The organism is Halobacterium sp. DL1, assembly GCA_000230955.3.
Lineage (GTDB): Archaea > Halobacteriota > Halobacteria > Halobacteriales > Halobacteriaceae > Halobacterium.
In genome coordinates this window covers 25,906-47,998 of record CP007061.1, presented here as the reverse complement: position 1 = coordinate 47,998, position 22,093 = coordinate 25,906, and the positions used below count along the sequence as shown (strand labels likewise).

General features: G+C 58.0%; 16 protein-coding genes. 9 read left to right on the top strand and 7 right to left on the bottom strand.

What is annotated here, in order from left to right; genetic code table 11:
• Nucleotides 1–11 precede the first annotated feature (11 nt).
• The 3 genes from HALDL1_00175 (at nucleotide 12) to HALDL1_00165 (ending at nucleotide 5,215) form a co-directional block, all read left to right on the top strand.
• Nucleotides 12–542 carry a hypothetical protein gene (locus tag HALDL1_00175; GenBank protein ID AHG05470.1) on the top strand — a complete coding sequence of 177 codons (531 nt, stop codon included), beginning with the start codon at nucleotides 12–14 and terminating at the stop codon, nucleotides 540–542.
• A 126-nt stretch (nucleotides 543–668) separates the two neighbouring features.
• Nucleotides 669–3,491 (top strand): aconitate hydratase, encoded by a 2,823-nt coding sequence (locus tag HALDL1_00170; GenBank protein AHG05469.1) that lies wholly within the window; start codon nucleotides 669–671, stop codon nucleotides 3,489–3,491.
• A 425-nt stretch (nucleotides 3,492–3,916) separates the two neighbouring features.
• Nucleotides 3,917–5,215, top strand: a complete 1,299-nt coding sequence (locus tag HALDL1_00165; GenBank protein AHG05468.1) for a transposase IS605 — start codon at nucleotides 3,917–3,919, stop codon at nucleotides 5,213–5,215.
• 11 nt (nucleotides 5,216–5,226) lie between these two features.
• Here HALDL1_00165 and HALDL1_00160 read toward each other — a convergent pair whose 3' ends face one another.
• A complete protein-coding gene (locus HALDL1_00160) occupies nucleotides 5,227–7,827 on the bottom strand; it encodes a molybdenum-binding protein (protein AHG05467.1) in 2,601 nt (866 codons plus the stop codon).
• A 1,441-nt stretch (nucleotides 7,828–9,268) separates the two neighbouring features.
• Here HALDL1_00160 and HALDL1_00155 point away from each other — a divergent pair.
• Entirely contained in the window at nucleotides 9,269–9,415 is a 147-nt protein-coding gene (locus tag HALDL1_00155) for a hypothetical protein (protein AHG05466.1), read from the top strand.
• On the opposite strand, the gene HALDL1_00150 is transcribed toward HALDL1_00155, so the two are convergent.
• Entirely contained in the window at nucleotides 9,412–9,627 is a 216-nt protein-coding gene (locus HALDL1_00150; protein AHG05664.1) for a hypothetical protein, read from the bottom strand. The two genes, HALDL1_00155 and HALDL1_00150, sit on opposite strands and share 4 nt — an antisense overlap.
• A 343-nt stretch (nucleotides 9,628–9,970) precedes the next feature.
• On the opposite strand from HALDL1_00150, the gene HALDL1_00145 reads away from it, so the two are divergent.
• From HALDL1_00145 to HALDL1_00125, 5 genes are all read left to right on the top strand, one after another.
• Nucleotides 9,971–12,304 (top strand): ATPase, encoded by a 2,334-nt coding sequence (locus HALDL1_00145; GenBank protein ID AHG05465.1) that lies wholly within the window; start codon nucleotides 9,971–9,973, stop codon nucleotides 12,302–12,304.
• A 506-nt stretch (nucleotides 12,305–12,810) separates the two neighbouring features.
• Complete coding sequence (locus HALDL1_00140) at nucleotides 12,811–13,272, top strand: 6-carboxy-5,6,7,8-tetrahydropterin synthase (protein ID AHG05464.1); 462 nt, start codon at nucleotides 12,811–12,813, stop codon at nucleotides 13,270–13,272.
• Nucleotides 13,272–14,048 carry a radical SAM protein gene (locus tag HALDL1_00135; protein ID AHG05463.1) on the top strand — a complete coding sequence of 259 codons (777 nt, stop codon included), beginning with the start codon at nucleotides 13,272–13,274 and terminating at the stop codon, nucleotides 14,046–14,048. Before HALDL1_00140 ends, HALDL1_00135 begins: the two co-directional genes overlap by 1 nt.
• Nucleotides 14,049–14,160: 112 nt before the next feature.
• Entirely contained in the window at nucleotides 14,161–14,850 is a 690-nt protein-coding gene (locus HALDL1_00130) for a 7-cyano-7-deazaguanine synthase (GenBank protein AHG05462.1), read from the top strand.
• 122 nt (nucleotides 14,851–14,972) lie between these two features.
• A complete protein-coding gene (locus HALDL1_00125; protein AHG05461.1) occupies nucleotides 14,973–15,494 on the top strand; it encodes a transcriptional regulator in 522 nt (173 codons plus the stop codon).
• A gap of 312 nt (nucleotides 15,495–15,806) precedes the next feature.
• On the opposite strand, the gene HALDL1_00120 is transcribed toward HALDL1_00125, so the two are convergent.
• From HALDL1_00120 to HALDL1_00100, 5 genes are all read right to left on the bottom strand, one after another.
• The gene (locus HALDL1_00120; protein ID AHG05460.1) at nucleotides 15,807–16,100 is read right to left on the bottom strand and encodes an MFS transporter; all 294 of its coding nucleotides are present in this window, start codon (nucleotides 16,098–16,100) and stop codon (nucleotides 15,807–15,809) included.
• A gap of 204 nt (nucleotides 16,101–16,304) precedes the next feature.
• A complete protein-coding gene (locus HALDL1_00115; GenBank protein AHG05459.1) occupies nucleotides 16,305–18,059 on the bottom strand; it encodes a transposase IS4 in 1,755 nt (584 codons plus the stop codon).
• 418 nt (nucleotides 18,060–18,477) lie between these two features.
• Complete coding sequence (locus HALDL1_00110; protein ID AHG05663.1) at nucleotides 18,478–18,654, bottom strand: hypothetical protein; 177 nt, start codon at nucleotides 18,652–18,654, stop codon at nucleotides 18,478–18,480.
• 1,086 nt (nucleotides 18,655–19,740) lie between these two features.
• The gene (locus HALDL1_00105) at nucleotides 19,741–20,907 is read right to left on the bottom strand and encodes a transposase ISH3 (GenBank protein ID AHG05458.1); all 1,167 of its coding nucleotides are present in this window, start codon (nucleotides 20,905–20,907) and stop codon (nucleotides 19,741–19,743) included.
• Nucleotides 20,908–20,931: 24 nt separating this feature from the next.
• Nucleotides 20,932–21,519: a transposase gene (locus HALDL1_00100; GenBank protein ID AHG05457.1), complete on the bottom strand. Its 588-nt coding sequence runs from the start codon at nucleotides 21,517–21,519 to the stop codon at nucleotides 20,932–20,934.
• Nucleotides 21,520–22,093: the final 574 nt, after the last annotated feature.

The window sequence follows — 22,093 nt, the reverse complement described above, 5'->3', positions numbered from 1 at the left end:
GGACCCAATCCATGTACGTCACAGATAAAGCCGAAATCGTCATCGACGCATCGTCCGAGGATATATGGGAGTACGTAACAGACCCCGTCCATTGGACGGCGTCGAACCCCGAGGAACACTATGGGCTCGAATACGACACGCCCGATAACCGTCCCCGAGAAGGCGCAACGTTCCACCAGGCCGAAGAGGTTGCCGGGATGTACGCCGACCTGCATGGCCGATTCCAGTATATCGACCATCAGGTGGCGGTCTGGGCGGGGACGGCGTACTATCCGCTCCTTCGAGGACTCGTCACCGTTCGGATTCCCGAAGGAGGGACCATTCGACTCGAAGAGACTGAAGACGGGACTCGGATGTCACACGCCGTCTGGATGGACTTCCCGAACAACCGACGGGGACGGGCGCTGAAATGGGTGTTCACGACCGCTCTCGGTGGAAAGGCAAAGCTCTACGACCATACGAACAGGGAACTCGTCTTCTTCAAGGACCGCATCGAATCAGCGGCACCTGAGAAATCGAAGCCGCTAGGGGCGAGTTCGTAGCAGAATCAGTTTACCAACCGAATCGTGTACACCGACATCTCACCCCAGCCGACGAAGTGACCTTCCACACCGTCACCCCGTCCATGGGGGGGACAATTCAAGAGCCACGTCACCGTAGGACAAGGTATGAACGAACCGTCTCCATTCGACGCAATCCGCGAATTCGAGTTCGACGGCACATCCTACCAGATGGCCAACCTCACAGTCCTCGAAGAGGAGGGTCTCTGTGAACTCGACCAGCTCCCCGTCAGTATCCGCGTTCTCCTCGAGTCCGTTCTCCGCAACGTCGACGGGGAGACGATAACCGTCGAAGACGTTCGAAACGTCGCGTCGTGGCAACCTGACGTTCCGGATGTCGAACTCCCGTTCACACCGTCGCGGGTCGTTCTCCAGGATCTCACCGGTGTCCCCGCGGTCGTCGACCTCGCAGCGCTCCGGTCTGCGGCCGACCGAAAAGGCAAGGATCCCGCCATCGTCGAACCAGATGTACCGTGTGACCTCGTGATCGACCACAGCGTGCAGGTCGACTACTTCGGCTCCGCGGACGCCTACGAGAAGAACGTCAAACTGGAGTACGAGCGCAACGGCGAGCGATACCGTGCGCTCAAATGGGCTCAACAGGCGTTCGACGATTTCCGTGTCGTCCCGCCGGGAACGGGTATCGTTCACCAGGTGAATCTCGAATACCTCGGACAGGTCGTCCACGCCCGCGAGCGTGACGGCGAACAGTGGCTCCTCCCCGACACCCTCGTGGGGACGGACAGCCACACGCCGATGATCGGCGGCATCGGCGTCGTCGGCTGGGGGGTCGGGGGTATTGAGGCCGAAGCCGCGATGCTCGGCCAGCCCATCACGATGAAGCTTCCCGAAGTCGTCGGCGTCCGCCTTACTGGAGAACTCCCCGAGGGCGCGACCGCAACTGACCTCGTGCTTCACGTCACCGAACAGCTTCGAGAGGTCGGCGTCGTCGACCGGTTTGTCGAATTCTTCGGTCCCGGCGTGTCGAACCTGACTGTTCCGGATCGGGCGACCATCGCGAACATGGCGCCCGAACAGGGCTCGACCATCTCGATGTTCGGCGTGGACGAGGCGACGCTCGACTACCTCGAACTCACGGGACGCGACGAAGAGCACATCGAACTCGTTCGAGAATATTTCGACGCACAGGGGCTATTCGGCGAACAGAATCCCGAATACTCTGAAACGGTAGAGTTCGACCTCTCGACGATCACTCCCAGCCTCGCCGGTCCGAAGAAGCCCCAGGATCGCGTCGCGATGGGCGACATGAAGACGCACTTCAGGGGACTGGTCCACGGCGAATTCGAGGAGGAACTCGACGATATCGACGAGGAAGCGATCACCCGATGGCTCGGCGAGAGCAGCGCTTCCGACGACCGACCTGATCCCGATCTTCCGGAACCGGATGTCGGCGACCTCGACAAACGAGTCGCAGTCGACGTGAACAGCGAGGGACGAAGTCCCTCTGGCAGCCCGGCGGAGCCCGGCGACGGCGAGACAACCGAAATCGGGCACGGCAGTGTCGTCGTCAGCGCCATCACCAGTTGTACGAACACGTCGAATCCGTCCGTGATGATCGCGGCGGGCCTCCTCGCTCGTAACGCTGTCGAGCGCGGGCTCGACGTCCCCGCGTACGTCAAGACGAGTCTCGCGCCCGGAAGCCGCGTCGTCACCGAATATCTCGAAGCGTCGGGGCTTCTCCCGTACCTCGAAGACCTCGGCTACAACGTCGTCGGCTACGGCTGTACGACCTGTATCGGGAACGCCGGCCCGCTTCCCGAGCCGATCGAACGTGCGATCGACGCCGAGGATCTCTGGACCACGAGCGTCCTTTCGGGGAACCGCAACTTCGAGGCTCGCATCCACCCGAAGATTCGTGCGAACTACCTCGCCAGCCCGCCGCTCGTCGTCGCCTATGGCCTCGCCGGGCGGATGGACATCGACCTCGAACACGACCCGCTCGGAACGGATGCCGACGGCGATCCGGTCTATCTCGCGGACATCTGGCCCGACGCCGACGAGATCCACGCGGCGGTTCACGACAGTGTCGATTCCTCGATGTTCGAAGAGAAGTACGCCTCCGTGTTCGAGGGAGACGAACGCTGGACGGCACTCGATGCGCCGACCGGTGAGGTCTACGAGTGGGACGACTCTTCGACGTACATCCGCGAGCCGCCCTTCTTCAAGGACTTCCCGCTGGAAGAGCCCGGTGTCACAGATATCGACGACGCCCGCACGCTGATGCTGCTCGGTGATACGGTCACGACCGACCACATCAGCCCGGCCGGCCCGTTCAGCCGTGAGCAACCCGCCGGTGAGTGGCTCGCCGAACAGGGCGTGGAACCCCACGAGTTCAACACCTACGGCGCCCGGCGCGGGAACCACGAGGTGATGATGCGTGGGACGTTCGCGAACGTCCGCATCGAGAACGAGATGCTCGACGGCGTCGAAGGCGGCTACACGATCCATCACCCCACCGACGACCAGACGACGGTCTTCGAAGCCAGCCGTCGGTATCGCGAGAACGACACGCCGCTGGTCGTGTTTGCGGGTGAAGAACTCGGAACCGGATCGAGTCGTGACTGGGCGGCAAAGGGAACGGATCTGCTGGGTGTCCGTGCGACGATCGCCGAGAGCTACGAGCGCATCTTCCGCGACAACCTCGTCGGAATGGGTGTCTTGCCGCTCCAGTTCGACGAGGGCGACTCCTGGGAATCGCTCGAACTCGACGGCTCGGAACGGGTCGCGATCCAGGGACTTGACGACGGCCTCGACGTGAACAACGATCTCACCGCCGTCGCAGAACGTGCCGATGGTTCGACCGTCGAATTCCCGGTCACGGCACAGGTTGGGACGCCTGCAGCCGTTCGATACGTCGAAAATGGCGGTATCCTCCATCTGGTGCTCCGTCGACTACTCAGCGAGGAGTAGCCACCTCTCCGGAGAGTCGCCTTTTTCAGGAACTGCGAAGAACGCTGGTGGTGAAACCAGCGAATTAGCAGTTTGTAGGCGGTAAGCCCCCTTCCTCAAGGAGCGACCAGAGGGAGCGAGTAGGGAGGGATACACCGTCCCCAGAAATCTTCGATTTCTGGTGTGCGAACGAATCGCGCAGCGATTCGTCCACGCCGTCATCATATTACAAACACGTTCGACCCCACCACCCAACCATCCCATCGATACAGTTAAGTTGATATAATGTATAAACACAGGTGATGGATAGGCACGAAATAGAAGGCCACGAAGTCATCGAGGGAGAAGTGAAGCCGACCGGGAACGGCGCACACGTTCTCGTCCCGAAACGGTGGCGAGGAGCTGACGTGAAAATCGTCCGAACGTCTGATCCCGACGAATAGCCAATGCACTACACCTACAGATTTCGGCTTGATCCCACGCCTGAACAGCGTGAACTGTTGGATCATCACCGAGATACCTGTAGGCAACTCTACAACCACGCACTCAACGAATTCAAGCAAATTCCCAAATCGGCGGGTACACTTAACCAACGAGTGCGACAAGTACGCGATCAGCTCACCAGCCTCAAAGACTGGTGGGATGAGCTGAACGATGTCTATTCAACGGTCGCACAAGCTGCTGTCATGCGTATCGAAGACAGCATCAAAGCCCTCTCTCAGTTGAAGCAGAACGGCTACAACGTGGGCAGTCTCAATTGGAAGGCCCCCAAGGATTTCCGTAGTTTCACCTACATACAGTCTGGCTTCGAGTTCGATAGTAAGAACGGCCAACCCGTACTGTCGCTGTCGAAACTTGCGGATATTCCCCTCATCAAACACCGCGCAATTCCTGACGCCGAGACTGTCAAAGAAATCACGATTAAGAAGGAGTCAACCGGTGAATGGTTCGCTTCATTCACCGTCGGCGATAAAGAGACTCCTGAGAAACCGACCGACCCAGATCGATGTGTCGGGATTGACGTTGGCATCTTGAAGTACGCCCATGACACAGACGGCACCGCCGTCGAATCGCTCGACTTATCTGACGAACGCGAGCGGTTGGAACGCGCACAGCATGATCTTTCGCAGAAGGAACGCGGTTCCGCGAATTGGGAGAGACAACGGCAAGTTGTGGCCGAGCGCCACGCCGATCTCAAGCGAAAGCGTCGTGACTTCCTTCACAAACTCTCGAACTACTACGCCACCGAATACGACCTCGTAGCGGTCGAAGGCCTCGACGCGAAGGAGTTGGTCGAACTCCCCGGAAACTCACGGAATCGGGCGGGAGCGGCGTGGGGAACGTTCCTTCGAATGCTTGAGTACAAGTGCGAACGCGAAGGAACACACTTTGCCGAAGTCGATCCAAGGAACACGACGAAAGCGTGCGCGTCTTGCGGCGTCAAGACGGACAAGCCGTTGTGGGTTCGTGAACACTCGTGTCCCTCGTGTGGGTTTGAGGCGGACAGGGACGCGAACGCAGCGTGGAACATTCTTTCTCGCGGTCTTAAAAATATAGGAGTGGTTCACTCCGAATCAACGCCTGTGGAGACTGCGCTCCCTACGGACACCGTTGTGTCTGCAAAGCGCGTCATCGAAACAGGAAGCCCCATCACCAGAAGTCAAAGACTTCGGGTTAGCAGTCAGAACTCGGAGAGTTCTGACGACACCCTCAAGGAGCGAACGGCGTCAGCCGTGAGCGAGTAGGGTGGGGTAGTTCACCGGAGGCGGCCGAGGAGCTCGTAATCGTGATCCGGAGTGTACCGACGGAACAGTAGACTGTTCGACAGCACCGACACACTCGAGAAGGCCATCGCGCCGGCGGCGAGGACGGGCTGAAGCAGCCCGAGTGAAGCCAACGGGATCATCGCCGTGTTGTAACCAAGCGCCCACACGAGGTTCTGCTTGATCTTCTGGAGTGTCGCGTCCGAGATGCGGATGGCCTTCACCACGTCCAGCGGGTCGTCGCGCATCAGCGTCACGTCCGCCGCTTCGATGGCGACGTCCGTCCCGCTCCCGATCGCGGTTCCGACGTACGCGACCGCGAGCGCTGGTGCATCGTTGACACCGTCCCCGACCATCATTGCCTTGCGGCCTTCATCCTGGATGGCCTCGACGGCATCAGACTTGTCCTCGGGGAGCACCTCAGCGTGGACATTCTCGGGGTCGATCCCGACCTGCTCGGCGACGGCACGAGCGGTCCGCTCGTTGTCGCCGGTGATCATCATCACGTCGACGCCGCGCTCCTGCAGCTGGCTCACAGCGTCCTTCGCGCTTTCTTTGACCGTGTCGGCGTCAGCGACCACACCGACGAGTTCGCCCTCGTCCGTGCCAGCGGGCACGCGGGCGACGAGCATCGCCGTCTTCCCCTCGTTCTCGAGGCGCTCCATCGTTTCCTGAGCGGGCGAGGGGTCGATCCCGTTATCGCGGAGGAACTTTCGGTTACCGACCAGCACCTCGCTGTCGCCGACGGTTGCGCGGATGCCGTGGCCGGGGACGTTTTCGAAGTCGTCGGGGTCGCTCACGTCGATGCCGCGATCTCTGGCTCCGTCGACGATGGCCCGGGCGAGGGGGTGTTCGCTCCCGCTCTCGGCCGTGGCTGCGAGCCGCAACACGTCGTTTTCGCTGAGACGGTCACGTCCGGTTAGTTGGCCGCCGTCTGTGATCGGCTGACCGTCACCGTCGAAGACGACGACGTCTGTCAGTTCCATCTCGCCTTTCGTCAGCGTGCCCGTCTTGTCGAAGACGACCGTGTCGACGTCTTTCGCGCGTTCGAGGATGTCACCACCCTTGAACAGAACGCCGTTCTGGGCACCGATCGTCGTCCCAACCATCGTTGCCGCAGGCGTCGCTAACCCCAGCGCACAGGGACAGGCGATCAACACGGACGACGCGAAGACGATGAGCGCGAACTCGAAGACTGAGACCCCTCCTGCGGCGACGGGGCCACCTGCGACGAGTCCCCACAGCGGGATTACCTCGACGAAGTCCGCAAGAGTCGCGGGGAGGAGGTACCAGACGACGCCCCAGAGGACCGCGTTCGCGATGACCGCTGGGACGAAGTACGCCGAGATGCGGTCGGCGAGATTCTGGATGTCTGGCTGGCGGGACTGGGCTTCCTTGACTGTCTGGACGATCTGCTGGAGCGCCGTGTCCGCACCGACCTTCGTCGCCTCAACGACGAGGACACCGTTCTCGTTAATGGTGGACCCGACGACCTCGTCGCCCTCACCTTTCTCGACGGGGACGGACTCGCCGGTGACCATCGACTCGTCAACAGCGCTCTGCCCGTCGATGACGACGCCGTCGGTCGGGATCTGTTCGCCGGGACGGACCTTCATGCGGTCGCCCACGGTGACATCCTCCAGTGGCACTTCCACTTCGATACCGTCCTCGTCGACGAGGGTGGCCGTCTCGGCCTCCATTTCGAGGAGTTTCCGAAGGGCGTCACCTGCCTGCCCTTTCGAGCGGGCTTCGAGATAGTTGCCGAGCGTGATGAACACGAGGATCAGCGCGGCAGTGTCGAAGTACAAACTCCCCGCGATCAATCCGGCAAGTACCGCGACTGAGTAGAAATACGCAGTGGACGAACCCAGTGCGATGAGAACGTCCATGTTGGCGCGCCTGTTGTTGACCAGCGCGTTGTACGAGTTCTTGTAGAACGGCCAGCCGAGCACGACCTGAACGGGTGTCGCCAACAGGAATTCGACCCACCCGAATTCGACGCCGAAGACCGTCTCCGGGAGAATTCCCCCGCCGAGCAGAAACTTCTCTGCGAGGAAAAACAGCATCGGGGCCGACAGTATGGCTCCGAATAGTGTCAGACGGAGCTGTTTTCGAATCTCACCCTGTCGTGCAGTGTCTCGAGCATCTTCACCCGATTCACCGCTGTCGCTGTCTTCACGGACCGGCGAGTAACCAGCGTCCTCGATAGCGTCGTAGAGCGCGTCGAGTGACGTGTCCGCGGGGTTGTACCTGACCTGCGCTTCGTCGGTGGCGAAGTTCGCCTCGGCCGCGATGACACCTGGCGTGTCCTCGAGTGCGGTCTCGTTCGTCTGCACACAGTTGGCACAGGTCATATCGGAGATGCCGATGGTCACCGTGTCAGACACCGCACCGTAGCCGGCGTCCTCGATCGTCTCGTAGATCTCTGCAAGCGATACCTCGTCAGGGTCGTACTCGACGGAGCCTTCGTCCGTGGCGAAATTGGCGTTCGCTTCGATGACGCCGTCGAGTGACTCCAAGGCGTCGCCAACTGTCCCCGAGCAGTTGGCACAAGTCATCCCCGTGACGTCGAGATGTGCTGTGCGTGTTTCCATATCGTACTATAGGGGCAGTTGCCTCATTGGCTGGTGTTGCTGGGTTCGGTGGGCTGTCCGGAATGGCTGCCGGGAGTAAAGGATCGACCGAGCCGAAATCCCGAGCATCTGACGACCCCGACTTCGAAGCAACTGATGTCGAAGTACGTGCGGGTGACGAGGTTCCCCGAGCGACCGCTATGGCGCTGAATAATCCGGAAATCAACAAGCTCAAAGCTGCGATGCGATCCGAAGGGAAGATGCAGCCCTCTGGCATAGTTTCCGTCGATGTTGAGACAACCGATCCTGATCTGAACGATATAGATCCTCGGGTAGTGATCGTTCCTTTTGAACCCGTTGGCAACCGTCCGGTCGATCCTCGGGACACAACTGGACAGACCGATCCAGCGAACGTCGGTGCATTGTTTGCCGTCACCGTCGTACAAGAAGGCGAGCGTCAAGCGGCAACCGCATTCGGGGTTGCTTCTCACCCAACACAGTCAGGAGCAAAAACCATCGAAAGAGTTGACAACGGTGCTTCAGACGCTGGGCAGTTCCAGGCCAAGCTGATGACGTTCGGCCAAGATCAGGCCGGCGAAGAGCCAGCAATGGTCGGATCCCAGACGACCAAACTTCCCATCCGAAATGCTCGTCGCCCGAACCAGGACCAGAACAGTTCCAGTTCGTTGAACTCGGTAGGGACAGGCTCCGGGGCTCTCTCCACGGCGCAGGTATCCGAAAGCTCGATACTCTCCTGTTTCCAATGTACTACGCTGGTCGGTATCCTGTGCAAACTCGGAGGGGGTCGCCTCAGCCAAAGTACCTGTCTAGTGCGGTGTCTGCCTCTGATTACTACTATCGGGGGCTATCTGATCTGTTCCGGGGGCTGTCTGTTGGTCGTCGAGGCGATTTCACGTGTCGGCTGTGGACTTGGCTCAGGGTACGTCTGTATTGTCGCAGGGTACTGTAACTGAACTCTTATCTTTCTCCTTGCGTATTATAAATCATGACTCAAACAAACACGGATTCCGTTCGATTTCGTACTCGAATCGCCCTTTCTGTCGTCGGTGTGGTGGGTGCTGCCGCCCTCGGTTACCTCCTCCGAGGGCCAGAAGTCGCGTTAGCTATCGGCGCCGGCGTAGCTGTCGTGGAACTCTCTGTTGCGCTGTATCAACGCGTTCGGACAACGTGACTCCAGTGCCCCGGGCTCCGGAGTGGATGTCGATCCGCTGGTCGCTCGCTTTTCAAGCTGATTGCGCTTTCAGTACTGCTTTTCTTGGGCGTTGTGTAGCCGCCTGTATTCGCAGCTGGTCAAACGACGCAGCGGCGGCGTATTCAGCCGGCAGTAGTTTCCTCGGCTGGCTGGTGTGGTACTCAACTGCTCGCACCGTTCTCCACGCTGATGGGGCTCATCTTCGATTTCAGACGGCGAGTCACGTCTCTGACACGATGGACAACAGAAATGATAGAGCTCTCCGCCGACACGACTCGTTTCCCCCTCAGAATCCACAGTATTGCTGCACTCGGCACACGTGAGTGCGAACTCGACGGCGTCGTCGTTTCTGACCCGCTCGCGTACCGCATCGAACGACTCGGACGGGAGATCTAGCTTGACGAGTATCGGCACACCAGCTCTGAGTCGGCTACGGTCGACATTGATAGTGAAGTGGTTGATGATTCCGTCTCTTGGAGCCGTGTGACGCGATCTGAGACGGCTGGTCCCGAGAGGCCGACTTCCTCGCCGATCGCGCTGAACGAGCGACGGGCGTTCTCGGCTAACAGCGAGAGAATCTCCATGTCTGTTTCGTCCAAGTCCCGCATACTGGCAGAAAAGGACGCAAGATGCGATACTATTCTCCAGAAGACACTTTGGAATACGTCGTTTCATGGCCGTTCGAACAGCAGTATCGAAGCAGCAAACGACAAAGAGGAGCCGTCCGTATCTCTCACTGGCATGAGTCACACGATCAGCGTCGAGGGAATGACCTGCAGCCATTGTGAACAGATCGTCGAAGAGGCTGGATACACCGCCCACGCCTGAGAGCACCCAGAACGTTCGCGGACGACCGCCCCGTCGTTCTCTTCCGAGTCCGCTTGCCCTGATCGTCCCGCACAGTATCAGGCTCCGAATAGAATAATGAGGTGCGGTACCAACACACAATCTATGAGCAAGCATCCAGACCACGAGCGTATCCGGGACTCTTCGTCGGAAACTGATTCCGGGGGGCCCGTCTACTGCTGCCGTATCTGCCAGTTAGAAGCAAATGGAGGGAGGCGAGCGCCAGATTCCTCATCCGCCACGGAGCCTCCCCACTCCTCCGAGCACGCGAACCACGACCGGACGGACGAGACCACCACGGAACCCGGAGGCACCGACGAACACTCACACCACGATCACGAAGTCGAGTCCGGACACAGCCACGCCGAGGCTACCCACGCCCATACTGGGGGGGACGAACACGACCACGACCACGGCGCGGACGTTCACGAGGGAGAGCACGAAGATCACGGGGCCCACACCGATCACTCGGGTCACGAGCGGATGTTCCGGCGGCGGTTCTGGGTATCGCTCGCGCTCTCGGTGCCAGTCATCTTCTTCAGCGAGTTCATTCAGGATGTCTTCGGCTACACAGCGCCGACGTTCCCCGGAAGCGTCTGGATCACGCCGGTTCTTTCGGTGATCATCTTCGCGTACGGTGGCGTGCCGTTCCTCTCGATGGCCCGGACGGAACTCGAGAACCGCGAGCCGGGGATGATGATGCTCATCTCGCTGGCGATCACCGTCTCGTTCGTCTACTCCATCGGCAGTTTGTTCCTCGAGGGGACGACGCCGTTCTTCTGGGAACTCGTTACGCTGATCGACATCATGCTCTTGGGCCACTGGATGGAGATGCGGTCGGTCCGACAGGCCTCCGGCGCGCTCGACGAACTGGCGAAACTCATGCCTGACACCGCCGAGCGTATCACCGAGAGCGGGGATACCGAGGAAGTACCCGTTTCCGAACTCGGCGAAAACGATGTCGTACTCGTCCGTCCGGGCACGAGCGTGCCTGCCGACGGCGAAGTCGTCGAAGGCGAGTCGTCCGTCGACGAGTCGATGATCACGGGCGAGTCCCGTCCCGTTGACAAAGCGCCCGGAGTGGAGGTCGTCGCCGGGACGGTCAACCAAGACGGAAGTCTCCGCATCAAAATCACGAAGACGGGCGAGGAGACGACGTTGGCGGGCATCATGCGGCTCGTTGATGAAGCCCAGAAATCGAAATCTCGAACCCAGTTGCTCGCAGACCGCGCAGCTGGCTGGCTGTTCTACGTGGCACTCGGCGTCGCGGCGATTACGGCCGTCGCGTGGGTCGTCGCCACGGGGTTCAACATCGGTGTTCTCGAACGCGTAGTCACAGTTCTCGTCATCGCGTGCCCGCACGCGCTCGGACTCGCAGTTCCGCTCGTGGTCGCGATCAACACCTCGACGGCTGCCCAGAACGGGATGCTCATCCGCGACCGGATTGCCATGGAGGAAGCCCGGAACCTCGATACGGTGATATTCGACAAGACCGGGACGCTCACGAAGGGCGAGCAGGGTGTCGTCGGCGTCGAGACGGCAGACGACTGGAGTGAGGAGCGAGCGTTCGAAGTCGCCGCTGGTGTCGAGGGTGACTCCGAACACATGATCGCTCGCGCCATCCGGGACGCCGCCGAGGAACGAGACGTCCAGCGAGCGAGCGTTTCGAACTTCGAGAACTTTCGCGGTCTCGGCGTCAGAGCCACCGTGGACGGTGAGACGGTTCATATCGGTGGACCGAACCTGATTGAGAAACTCGGTATCGAACGATCCGACGGCATCGCTGCCTTCGCTGAGGAAGCCGGTTCGAACGCAGAGACGGTCATCTATCTGGTTCACGACGAATCCGAAGTCGTCGCAGCATTCGCGCTCGCGGACGTTATCCGGGACGAAAGTCGGCAGGCTATCGAGGCGCTACACGCGATGGACATCGAGGTGGCGATGCTGACCGGCGACTCCGAGGATGTCGCGAGGGCTGTCTCAGAGGAACTCGGTATTGACCAGTACTTCGCGGAGGTCCTGCCCGAGGAGAAGGACACGAAGGTCGAACAACTCCAGTCCGAAGGAAAATTCGTCGCGATGGTCGGCGACGGCGTCAACGACGCACCGGCGCTCACGAGAGCAGACGTCGGTATCGCCATCGGCTCGGGGACCGATGTCGCCATCGAGTCGGGGGATATCATCCTCGTCGACAATAACCCGCTGGACGTGGTGCGGCTCATCCGACTGTCGAAGGCGAGCTACCGGAAGATGCAGGAGAACCTCGTCTGGGCGACCGGCTACAACGTGTTCGCGCTCCCGCTTGCGGCGGGAATCCTCGCTCCCATCGGCATCCTCCTGTCGCCGGCGATCGGCGCCGTGTTCATGTCGCTGTCGACGATCATCGTCGCGATCAACGCTCGCAGACTGGGGAACGTCGACCTCTCAGTACCTGCGTAACCCACAATCTCAGCCATGTCAGTCACTACGACAGTGCTGTTCGGGCTTGGACTCCTGTCCAGAGGGATACTACTCGGTGGGCTTCTCGTTCGTATCCGGAGCCAGTCAGGCCGGTTCTGGCCCCACGGCACCCGCAACTGGACGTTCTGGCTCGGGTGGACAGCATGGACCGTCGCACTCGTGATTCTGTTTGGAGTATCAATGTTCGCCAGCTGGACGCGGTCGCGTTAAGTTAGAGGACGAGGCGCTCGACTGCAGAGTGTCTATGGCCGAAATCGAACGCCTCAACGATGGTATCGCGTGAATTGACTTGTCGTTTGTTGCTGTATACGCGCGTTGTATCTCGCACGGCTATCGGAACTCCTCTTTGAATTGGTGGAACACTCGGTGGTCAATATGGCTTCGTTGCTGAGCGACTGTTCTGCTTGCGAACCGGTCTGAAGGAGTAGGATCCGACAGAGCCGATGAAACTCAATGCTTATATCCTCGCCCTATATTCTTCGGATATGTCTCAAAGCATATCAAGAGATGATTCTACGATAGTAGACCTGGCCGAAGCAGGCCAACGAACACTCCAAATTGGAGCAGGCAACCCGATTCGGATCAGCTCGGGCCACCGAATCCTCCATCACGAGGGGAAGTGCTCACGGCCACACGGGCACAACTACGAGATCACCGTCGAAGTGACCGGCCAACTCACCGAGGAGGGGTGGGTCGTCGACAAAGGCGACGTCACGGACGTCATCGACGCGTGGGACCACCGGTTCCTCGTCGAAGAAGGCGATCCGCTCGTCGACGCGTTCGAAGCGTCGGGCGACAGCGATGCCCTCGTCGTCCTCGATCATCCACCGACGGCAGAGGTGATGAGCGTCCTCCTCGAACAGCGAATGCTCGACGCGTTCCCGGACACCGTCTCGGACGTATCGGTGTCGGTGAGCGAAACCGGCGAGCTCTGTGCATCGTACTGATGCCGGTCGCTAGCGATGTCGAGGAGCCCGCAACGGATGTTGACGCGGCTGGTGAGGGGCTCCCGATCAACGAGGTGTTCTACTCGCTGCAGGGCGAGGGAACGCTTGCTGGTGTGCCCTCCGTGTTTGTGCGGACGTCTGGGTGTAACCTGCGGTGTTGGTTCTGTGACTCGTACCATACGTCGTGGGAGCCGACCGGGGCGTGGCGCGACGTCGACTCGATCATTGAGGAGGTTCACTCCCACGAGCAGGCGAATCATGTCGTTCTCACGGGCGGAGAGCCGCTTATCCACGAGGAGTCCATCGAACTTTTGGAACGACTGGCTGCAGACGGGTATCATACGACGGTGGAGACGAACGGGACGATTTACCGGGACGCGCCGATCGATCTGGCGAGTATCAGCCCGAAACTGGCGAGCAGCACGCCGACACCGGACCGTGACCCGAAGGGGGAGGGTGAGTGGGAAGAGAAACACGAACAGAACCGGATCGATATGGATGCGCTGTCCCAGATGGTCGACGACTACGAGACGCAACTGAAGTTCGTCGTGACAGATGCGTCGGATCTCCCACAGATCACGGACCTGGTTGATCGGGTGCGAGAAGCGACGGCGACGACCGTCGCCGATGATGACGTGTTGTTGATGCCGGAGGGAATGACGCGGGAGCAACTTGATGGAACACGAAGTGAGGTCGCCGAGTTAGCGATGGAGTACGGCTACCGGTACACGCCGCGCCTCCACGTTGACCTGTGGAACGACGCCCCGGGAACATGAGCGTTGTACTGGGCCAGTCTGGTCGAGGTAGTGCGGTACTCCCAACGCGATGGGAGCGTCGCAGTCGGCGTGGTGTACAGAGCGAAAATCGATTCGACGCAACTGAGCAATCATGAGCAACAAAAGCGCGGTGATTCTGGTGTCCGGCGGGATGGATAGTGCGACGGCGGTGTACGAGGCGATCGAGCAGGGGTACGAGCCGTACTTCCTCCACACGTCGTACGGACAGCGCACCGAAGACAAGGAGTACGAGTGTGCGAAAGCGCTTGCCGAGGAGGTCGATGCGGCTGACTTTCTCCATATCGAGACGGGGCATCTCTCTCAGATCGGGGCGTCGAGCCTGACGGATGAGGAGATGGAGGTGGCTGACGCCGATATGGAGAGTGACGAGATTCCGACGTCGTACGTTCCCTTCCGGAACGCGAATCTGTTGTCTATGGCGACCTCGTACGCGGAGGCGACTGAGTCGGAGGCGCTGTTTATCGGGGCGCACTCCGAGGACTTCTCCGGGTATCCCGACTGTCGCCCGGCTTTTTTCGATGCGTTTCAGAACGTCATTGATGTCGGGACGAAGCCGGAGACAGCGATCGAGTTGAAAGCGCCGTTCGTTGAGTGGTCGAAAACGGAGATCGCGAAGCGTGGGTTGGAGCTTGACGTGCCGTACGACATGACGTGGTCGTGTTACCGCGATGAGGAGCCAGCGTGTGGGACGTGTGATGCGTGTGCGTTCCGGCTTGAGGCGTTCCGGAATGCTGGGTCACGCGATCCGATCGCGTACGCAGAGCGGCCGGAGTTTTCGTGATTTACCGGTCACGAAGGGTCTAGTCTTCCGAGGCAAGTATATTTATTCGTCTACCGACACGGGATAAGTATGATTGGTGTCCGATCGATGTGTGGTTGGAACTGTTCAGGGGTGCGTTTCAGATGAGTCTTGATGCTCGGGACGTTCGTATTCTACGCTCGATCGCGGAGAACGACTCTACCAGCCCGGAACGCATACAGGAGGAGACGAATATCCCTAAATCGACGGTCCATTACCGCATCAAGAATATGAAGGACCGAGGGGTGATCAAAAATGATTTATTTGAGATCGATTTCGAAAAGGCTGGATTGGGTCTCACGGTTATTTCCGAAGTGCTCGCCGAGTTCGGAGAAGGGTATCAGGAAGAGGTTGGGAAGGCGTTAGCCGAGATTGAGGGGGTAAATGAAGTTTATTTCATGATGGGAGATACTGATTTCATTGTTATTTCACGGCTTCCGTCTCGTGATATGGTTGAAACGCTTGTTGAGGAGTTTGAGGCTGTTGACGGAATCCAACGGACGAGTTCGAAGTTTGTGATCAGTTCGATCAAGGCAGATGAGAGCGTAGGGATATTGCGCGATTACTCTGAAGAGACGTTACTGAACTCGCACGGACTCGACGAGACGGTAGAAAAAATTGAGTGATCTGCTCTGTTCAATCCGGAGAAGGCGGAAGGGTAGAGCCGATTATACACTGGCGACGAAGCGGAAGTGCTGGACCGGTCGTTTGAGGGCGTCTCCGTGTCAATGTGATGTGGGTTGTGTTGAGAGTCTGCGACGGCCTGCGGTCCGTGGTGCTGCCATCGGTGTCATGTTACTCGACCGGGAAGCGGCATGGAGGCAGTACCAGCACCGCTCGGGTCGCCGTGGACGCACGCTGAAAACGGCGGTGTTCGTCGGTACGGGATCGCGTGTGGTCTCTTGATGCTCACGAGTCGGTACGCTGGTCGCACAACGCTATCTTGGCCGTCGAGTCTGGTGAATCCAGAGTGCACACGCGAGGGCCGCGAAGCCGGCAACTGTGGCGATACCGAACGCAACACGATAGCCTGTAAAGGAGTACACGGGCGTGCCGTCGACGATCTTCCCGGTCCAGAAGACATCGAGCACCATACCCATTACTGCGGGCACGACGGCAGCCCCGAAGTAGCCGACGCTGTTTATTGTCCCGCTCACCGTTCCGCTCACCTCGTCGGGGTGTCGCTGACGCCCGACGGTGAACGCGAGTGACACACCGCCATTGACGAACATGGCCGTGAAGAAGTGGAGTTGCGAATGCCGGTCAAAACGTTCACGGGATCGACTCTATTCGGACCAGTACCCGATAGAAATAGCCGCGATTACGCTCTAATAGCTATCATACAGACAGAATTATTATAGTAAACACACTTATCGGTAGAAATCTATCTCAGCAAAGAGTGATGCCTCTCGCGAAGGGCTAGCCCAGATCGAGCTCTAAATGAGTGTGATCAGCTCTTTGTCCAGCCAATCAAGGAACCGACTGAGTGTGATTCTGGGCTTCTTCCGGGTTTCAATGACCCCAATGCGCTCTTGTGTGAGGAAATCGACTAACAGCCACATATTGTAGACCACACACCCGAAGGCGAAATGAAACCACCGTACTCCAAACTCCTTCGAGGTAGTCCACGCTGCTGCGTTCTTGATCGACGAGTACGAGTTCTCGATCGCTCCGCGGTCACTGTACTGTTCGATCTGCTGTTTCGCCCAGCGCCGATCGAGTGCGACCTCATCACTCACATCGAGACTGGTGATAAACGGCTGTGGCGATCCCTCTTCATGGACATCATCATCTTCCGCTGGGGGTAACACGGCAACGGTCGTATGTACCGTGTGGTTTGAGACGCCATCCTTCACTACACCGTGCATGACGAAATCCTCCTCGACATACAGCGGGGTGTCATTCGGTTCGTGATACCCCTGCTTCACTTGGTCAAACCGGTCACACATCGGTCCAATCCGATGTTGATCTTTCTTGGCAGGGATTACGTAATCCAACCGCTTGTTAATAAGCGTCTGAAGGACATCTACAGCGTGAAATTCACGATCGGCATACACCATCCTGATGTCGACATAGTCTTCGGCGATCGAGAGAAGTTGTCGTGCAACATCCCCAACGTAGTAGGAACTATCCTTGCCGGGATAGGCGTCCGTCGCAGCGTAATCCGTACTCCCGAGCGGACACACCCCAACGACGTAGTGGGTGTTCTCGCCGACGATCACGACCGTCGCAAACTTGTGACACCAACTGTACTCTTTTCCTTCAGGTGCGCCCTGTACCCATTCCATCTCGTCGCGATCGCCATAGTAGGCAACGTACGTCATATCCAGAGCGACTTTCGCACGAGTCCCAAACCGTGAGCCGTTCCCGTGTTCGAGCTCCCTGATTCGGGGTTTCGCGCGTGTGTAGGTTTTCCGGAGAGCGAAATTCAGTACAGTCGCAATCTCCTCGATAGACATCTGCTTGAGGGCTTCCAACAGCGTCTCACCAGATGGGCCGTCCTCGTAGAACGGGTCATCAATATCTGGGTCTGGATTTTTCATGTCACCCAGCTTCTGGCCCGAATCGTGTGCTGCCTTCTGTTTGATCGACGCGATTGCTTCTAAGACGAGTAACTCATCGTCGTCGTAGATCGCGTCATCCGGGCGAGAGAGTGAGATTGAAGGGATGGCTACCGACTTCAACTCATCAAGCACCTGATGCCCCTTCTTCCGTAGCAAGCGTTGGACGGTTCGATTTGACAGCGACTGTTTGTCTTCGTCGTCCGCTGTTTTGAGAAGATCATTCCCGATTGGTGCGCCTCGTTCAGCCGCGAGCAGGCGGATCTCTTCAGCACCTGATTCGACGACCGTCTGTAACTTTCTGAATCGGCTTTCAAGCCGGACTGGTTTACAGCTACTTTCTGAGGGGAGATCATCCATCTCAAACCCAAATGCACGGGCGAGTTCCGGTCGGTCAGAGAGGCGTTCTGGGATTCCTGACAGAGATTCACGCTCGACAGTTGCCCACAGATACGCCAGAAACATTGGCCGAAACGGAAGCGACGAACTCCACTCTGGGTGTGCGTCCCGTAGCGTATAGCGGCTCACGTCCAGTTCGTTCGCAAGTGTGATCCAGTCAGTATCTGCAGTAAGGACATCATCAACTTGCTTTGTCAGCCCACTTTGAACCCGACTGCTCTCATTGCTCATCGGCTCTCACCGTCGATCGACAAAGATGAGCTGTCAACAGCCCAGTTGAGTGAGGACATTAGTATCGATAGTAGATTCATTTTGAACTTAACTGCTAGCGTGTCGTTTCCGAAGTTTTCGAAATAACCTTTGATACGGAGAGTTAAATACAAAATTTGAATACTACCGTTCGTCCCAAACAGAGATACATAGAATATTTGAGTATGCTTTGAATGCCAGTATAATTTGAACTAATGTACAAGGTGAATAGCGCTGCATCACAGAGCAGTATGTAATGCCAGATGATATCCCCGATACAGCGCCTAATTTAGAGGATGTGAATTACGATGAACTGTCGGAATTTTTTGAGAAGAAGGGCGCAGTTGAGTTGATCTCTCTTCTTGATGGTGAAGGGTATCGATTCGACGAAATCGACGATTTACTCGATGTCAGCCGTGGGTATCTGAATGATCGCCGTGACGAAGCCGTCCATCTCAGGCTGATTGTTCCTGACCAAGCATACCGAGATGACTCCGTCCGCCGTGTGTGGACTCTTACAACGTTGGGCCACTACCTCCGACAGCGGATGCGCCATCTCGGAGTGACAGAGAGCCACGAGCGACTCATCACCGCTAGACGTGAATACGAAGACCGGAAGGGTGATTTCTTGGACTGGGTTGATGATCCAGAGTCAATTGAAGCGTATGCTGAAGATATGCGAGCTGGCAATCGGGTACATCCAACAGAGTTTCCGGCCAAGATACAAGATCTTTTCCGCCGAATTGATCACGACCGTTTCTAATCCTGCTTGAACTGTTAGTGGACCTTTGGGGTAGTGGATTTGTTGAAATATTCAGCAGGTGACACGACTTGAGGTGGCTTCGGTCAATACAGGGGACTCACGAATCGCTCAGACTGCGTGAGGTGTCTCCCAGTCGGGAGTATCTGTCAAAGCAAATATCCCCCGTCTGAATACAGTTATAGACATGGATCTTGAACAGTTTCGCTACTACACTGCGTGGCACCAACACGCAAATCAGCGTTCTTACGAGGCTCCGGCCTCCCCGTGGAGGCTTCTCTCGGTGAGTCCAGCAGTAGTGGACTGGTACCATCCGAATCTTCAACTAAACTGGGGACTCGGTCGGGTGGAAGGTGGAGAGTGGGACGACACGAGCAACTGCTCACACATCCGAGACACCGTTATTTATCAAGGGCTCAGAGAGTGCTGTGTTGAATAGGTGCTGAGTCACGGTTACAGCGGTTCACACAGTGGTTCTATGTTGGTGATGGCGAACATCAAGACGATTTCACGGAACTGTCGATACCAGCCCAGCGCTCGCACGGCGTCGCCGAGCGAGCGCTTCGTTGTCGAATACGATGTTTCGGCCATCCACCGCTGAGAGTAACCTTTTGCCCGGTTGAGAGCGTTTTTCGCGGCTGCGTTCGCTGACGAGCCGCGATAATGAACGAGGTAATCGATGTCGTGTGCGGCGATCTCGTACTCGGTGTGCCAGTCTCAGTACCTCACAAAGCATCCTCGGCTAGCTGTTTCTGCGGCCTGAGTTCTGTGTCGAAGCGGTTGTACTGACGGTCTCGACGAGAGAATTACGGACGGATCGACGGAGAGCTGTCGCTGTCGGCGGCGGTCAGCCGCCGACGCGACAGCGTCGCCACTCACTCCGCTGGCTTGCTCGGTCGGTGGTTAGCGGTGGAATCGGTCGTCAGGTGGCCGATTCGCGGGGACGGCCCGACGCACCGCGAGGGCCGTCCACGCAGCTCGTCGAATCATATTGACGAACTCCTTGTACGGCCACCACCAGAGGCGACGCCCGCCTCGGCGGGGCGTCGCCACATACTCGTAGTGAAGGTACCGCCAGACGTTCTGTAAGAGGAGACTCACCACCACGTACAGCAGCCGTACCGTTGGATCTCGTGTTGTCGTTGTCGCTATCGCTTGCTCAAACAAGCGATAGCTTGACTCGATACCGAAGCGTTTCGAGTAGTGGTATCGAGCGTCCCGTGGTGAGTCGATGAACGGCGCGTCAGCGGCGTAGCCGTGACGCGCCACACCGTTCTCGTCATACTTCCCATTTAGGTACGTACAGTCGATGTAGACGGGAAAATCGACGGTCCAGCTGTGACCGTCGAGTTTCCCCGTCAGATCATGCTGAATGACGCGACTCCATCCTTCCGAGAGCTCTTGCTGAATCGCCTCACCCCACCGGATGATCGGGATCACGTACGCGTAATTGTGCGCCTGAAGCAGCGTGAGACACTTACTGTCGTAGAATCCGCGATCAAGGTAGACGGCCTTGACCCCGGCGTCAAGGCCGTCGAGGACACCGAAGAACTCAGCGAGGACACTACTTGCGGTATCGCCGTCTTTGAGACGGCGTACCGCCAGCGTGTAGCGTTTGTTCTTCACACGCGCGTAGAGTGTGGCATAGGCGTGGAACGCAGTGGTTCCACGCTTCGCTACCGAGTGATAGAGGCCGTCTGTGTCGTCTTCGTCACCGTAGTAGGGCCGCAGGTGGAGGTCTGCGCAGACCTCCACCTGTTCGGGGAGCAATTCATCGAGATCCTTTCGCAGGAGCGTGTTAGCGACTCGTTCGAGCCGTTCCGGCTCGAACTTCGTCCGAAGATGGTAGAGGACCGTGTTCCCAGCGGGTGAGTTCTGGCTCGACGCACAGAGCGTAGAGACAGAGGTCCCGTCGGCGCAAGCGCCGACGAGGACCTCATAGATGTCTTCAGCAGTGATTTCAGCGTTATTGGCTAACGAGAGCGAAACTTCCTCGTCAAGGCGGTTGACGAGAAAGTTAAGAAGCTGGTCCTCGTGGATCTCACCGTCTGCTTGTTTGGTTTTAGACACACCTTCAGCAAGCAGACGTTCTAACTAAGCGGCTTTGTGAAGTACTGAGTCTTGGAAGCCGTTGTCGGCGGCAACCGACTGCAGGTCGTCCGCGTTTCGGCGGACGACCTGCGGTCCCGTCTTCGTGTCGTGCTTCCACCGAGCTGCAATGTGCACGTCAAGAACAGCCAGCGATTCCACATCAGTCAATGTCGTCACTTTTAGCGTCTGTATCGTTCGTCCTGCCCGCTGACGAAAGTACGATGACGCACGTCGCCGGTCGAAGAACGTGCTGTCGAGCGCAGCGTGTTCGGACTGCGGGTGCTGCTGCGCGGAAACGCGCAGCAGCGCCCGCCATACCCACATTTTCAGCCGATCAAACGACTTGTAGATCGTGCTGTAGTCTGGGAGATCGTCTGGATCTAAGCCGAGTGCGTCACGAATCTCGGCCATATACTTCAGCCGATTCGGCGTTTCTCGGTAGCTGTGGCCGTCTTCGAGCCGAAGACAGTGTAGCACAACGTGTTTCCAGCGGGCGAACCCGCCGCTGGCGGGCTCGCCCGCGTGCTTTCCCAACGCTTGTTTGACTAGGCGACGACACTGCTCAACGAAGTCGAGGAGATCGACTTCCATGGACAGAATCGATTTCCTCGGCTTCGTCCTTCTGCCCCGTGATAACAGCTGATTAGATCGCTATTCAACACAGCATCAGAGAGAGGTTTCAAGAAAGCTACGCATGGGAAGATACAACTCTCTTTCAGTACGTAGCGGAGCAATTTGAGCAGCGTGAGACGGTGCGAGGGTATGAAAGCCCATCAGAGTATGTGAGGGTCCGGTGTGCGTATCTGGATAATCTCTTCAAATCGATACGTGATGACGGTTACCGCTCGAACGCAGCCGCTTACCACGAAATGGCGACCGAGGATAACAAATTCGAAGATGCGTATGCGAATCATTTAGATCCACTTGTTGCTATCTCTCGAACCGGTGAGATATACTGGCTAGAGGGATACCATCGATTCGCAATTGCGTCAATTCTCGAACTAGAGGAGATTCCTGTGTACGTCTTGTGCCGTCATGAAGAGTGGCAACGTGTGCGGGACGCACTCTCCACTGAACCGTCCTCCTCACTCTCCTCTGAGTTGGAGGAGTATGTTAATCATCCAGACACACAGGACATCGATGTGTAGAGTAGTCGGTACCCGAT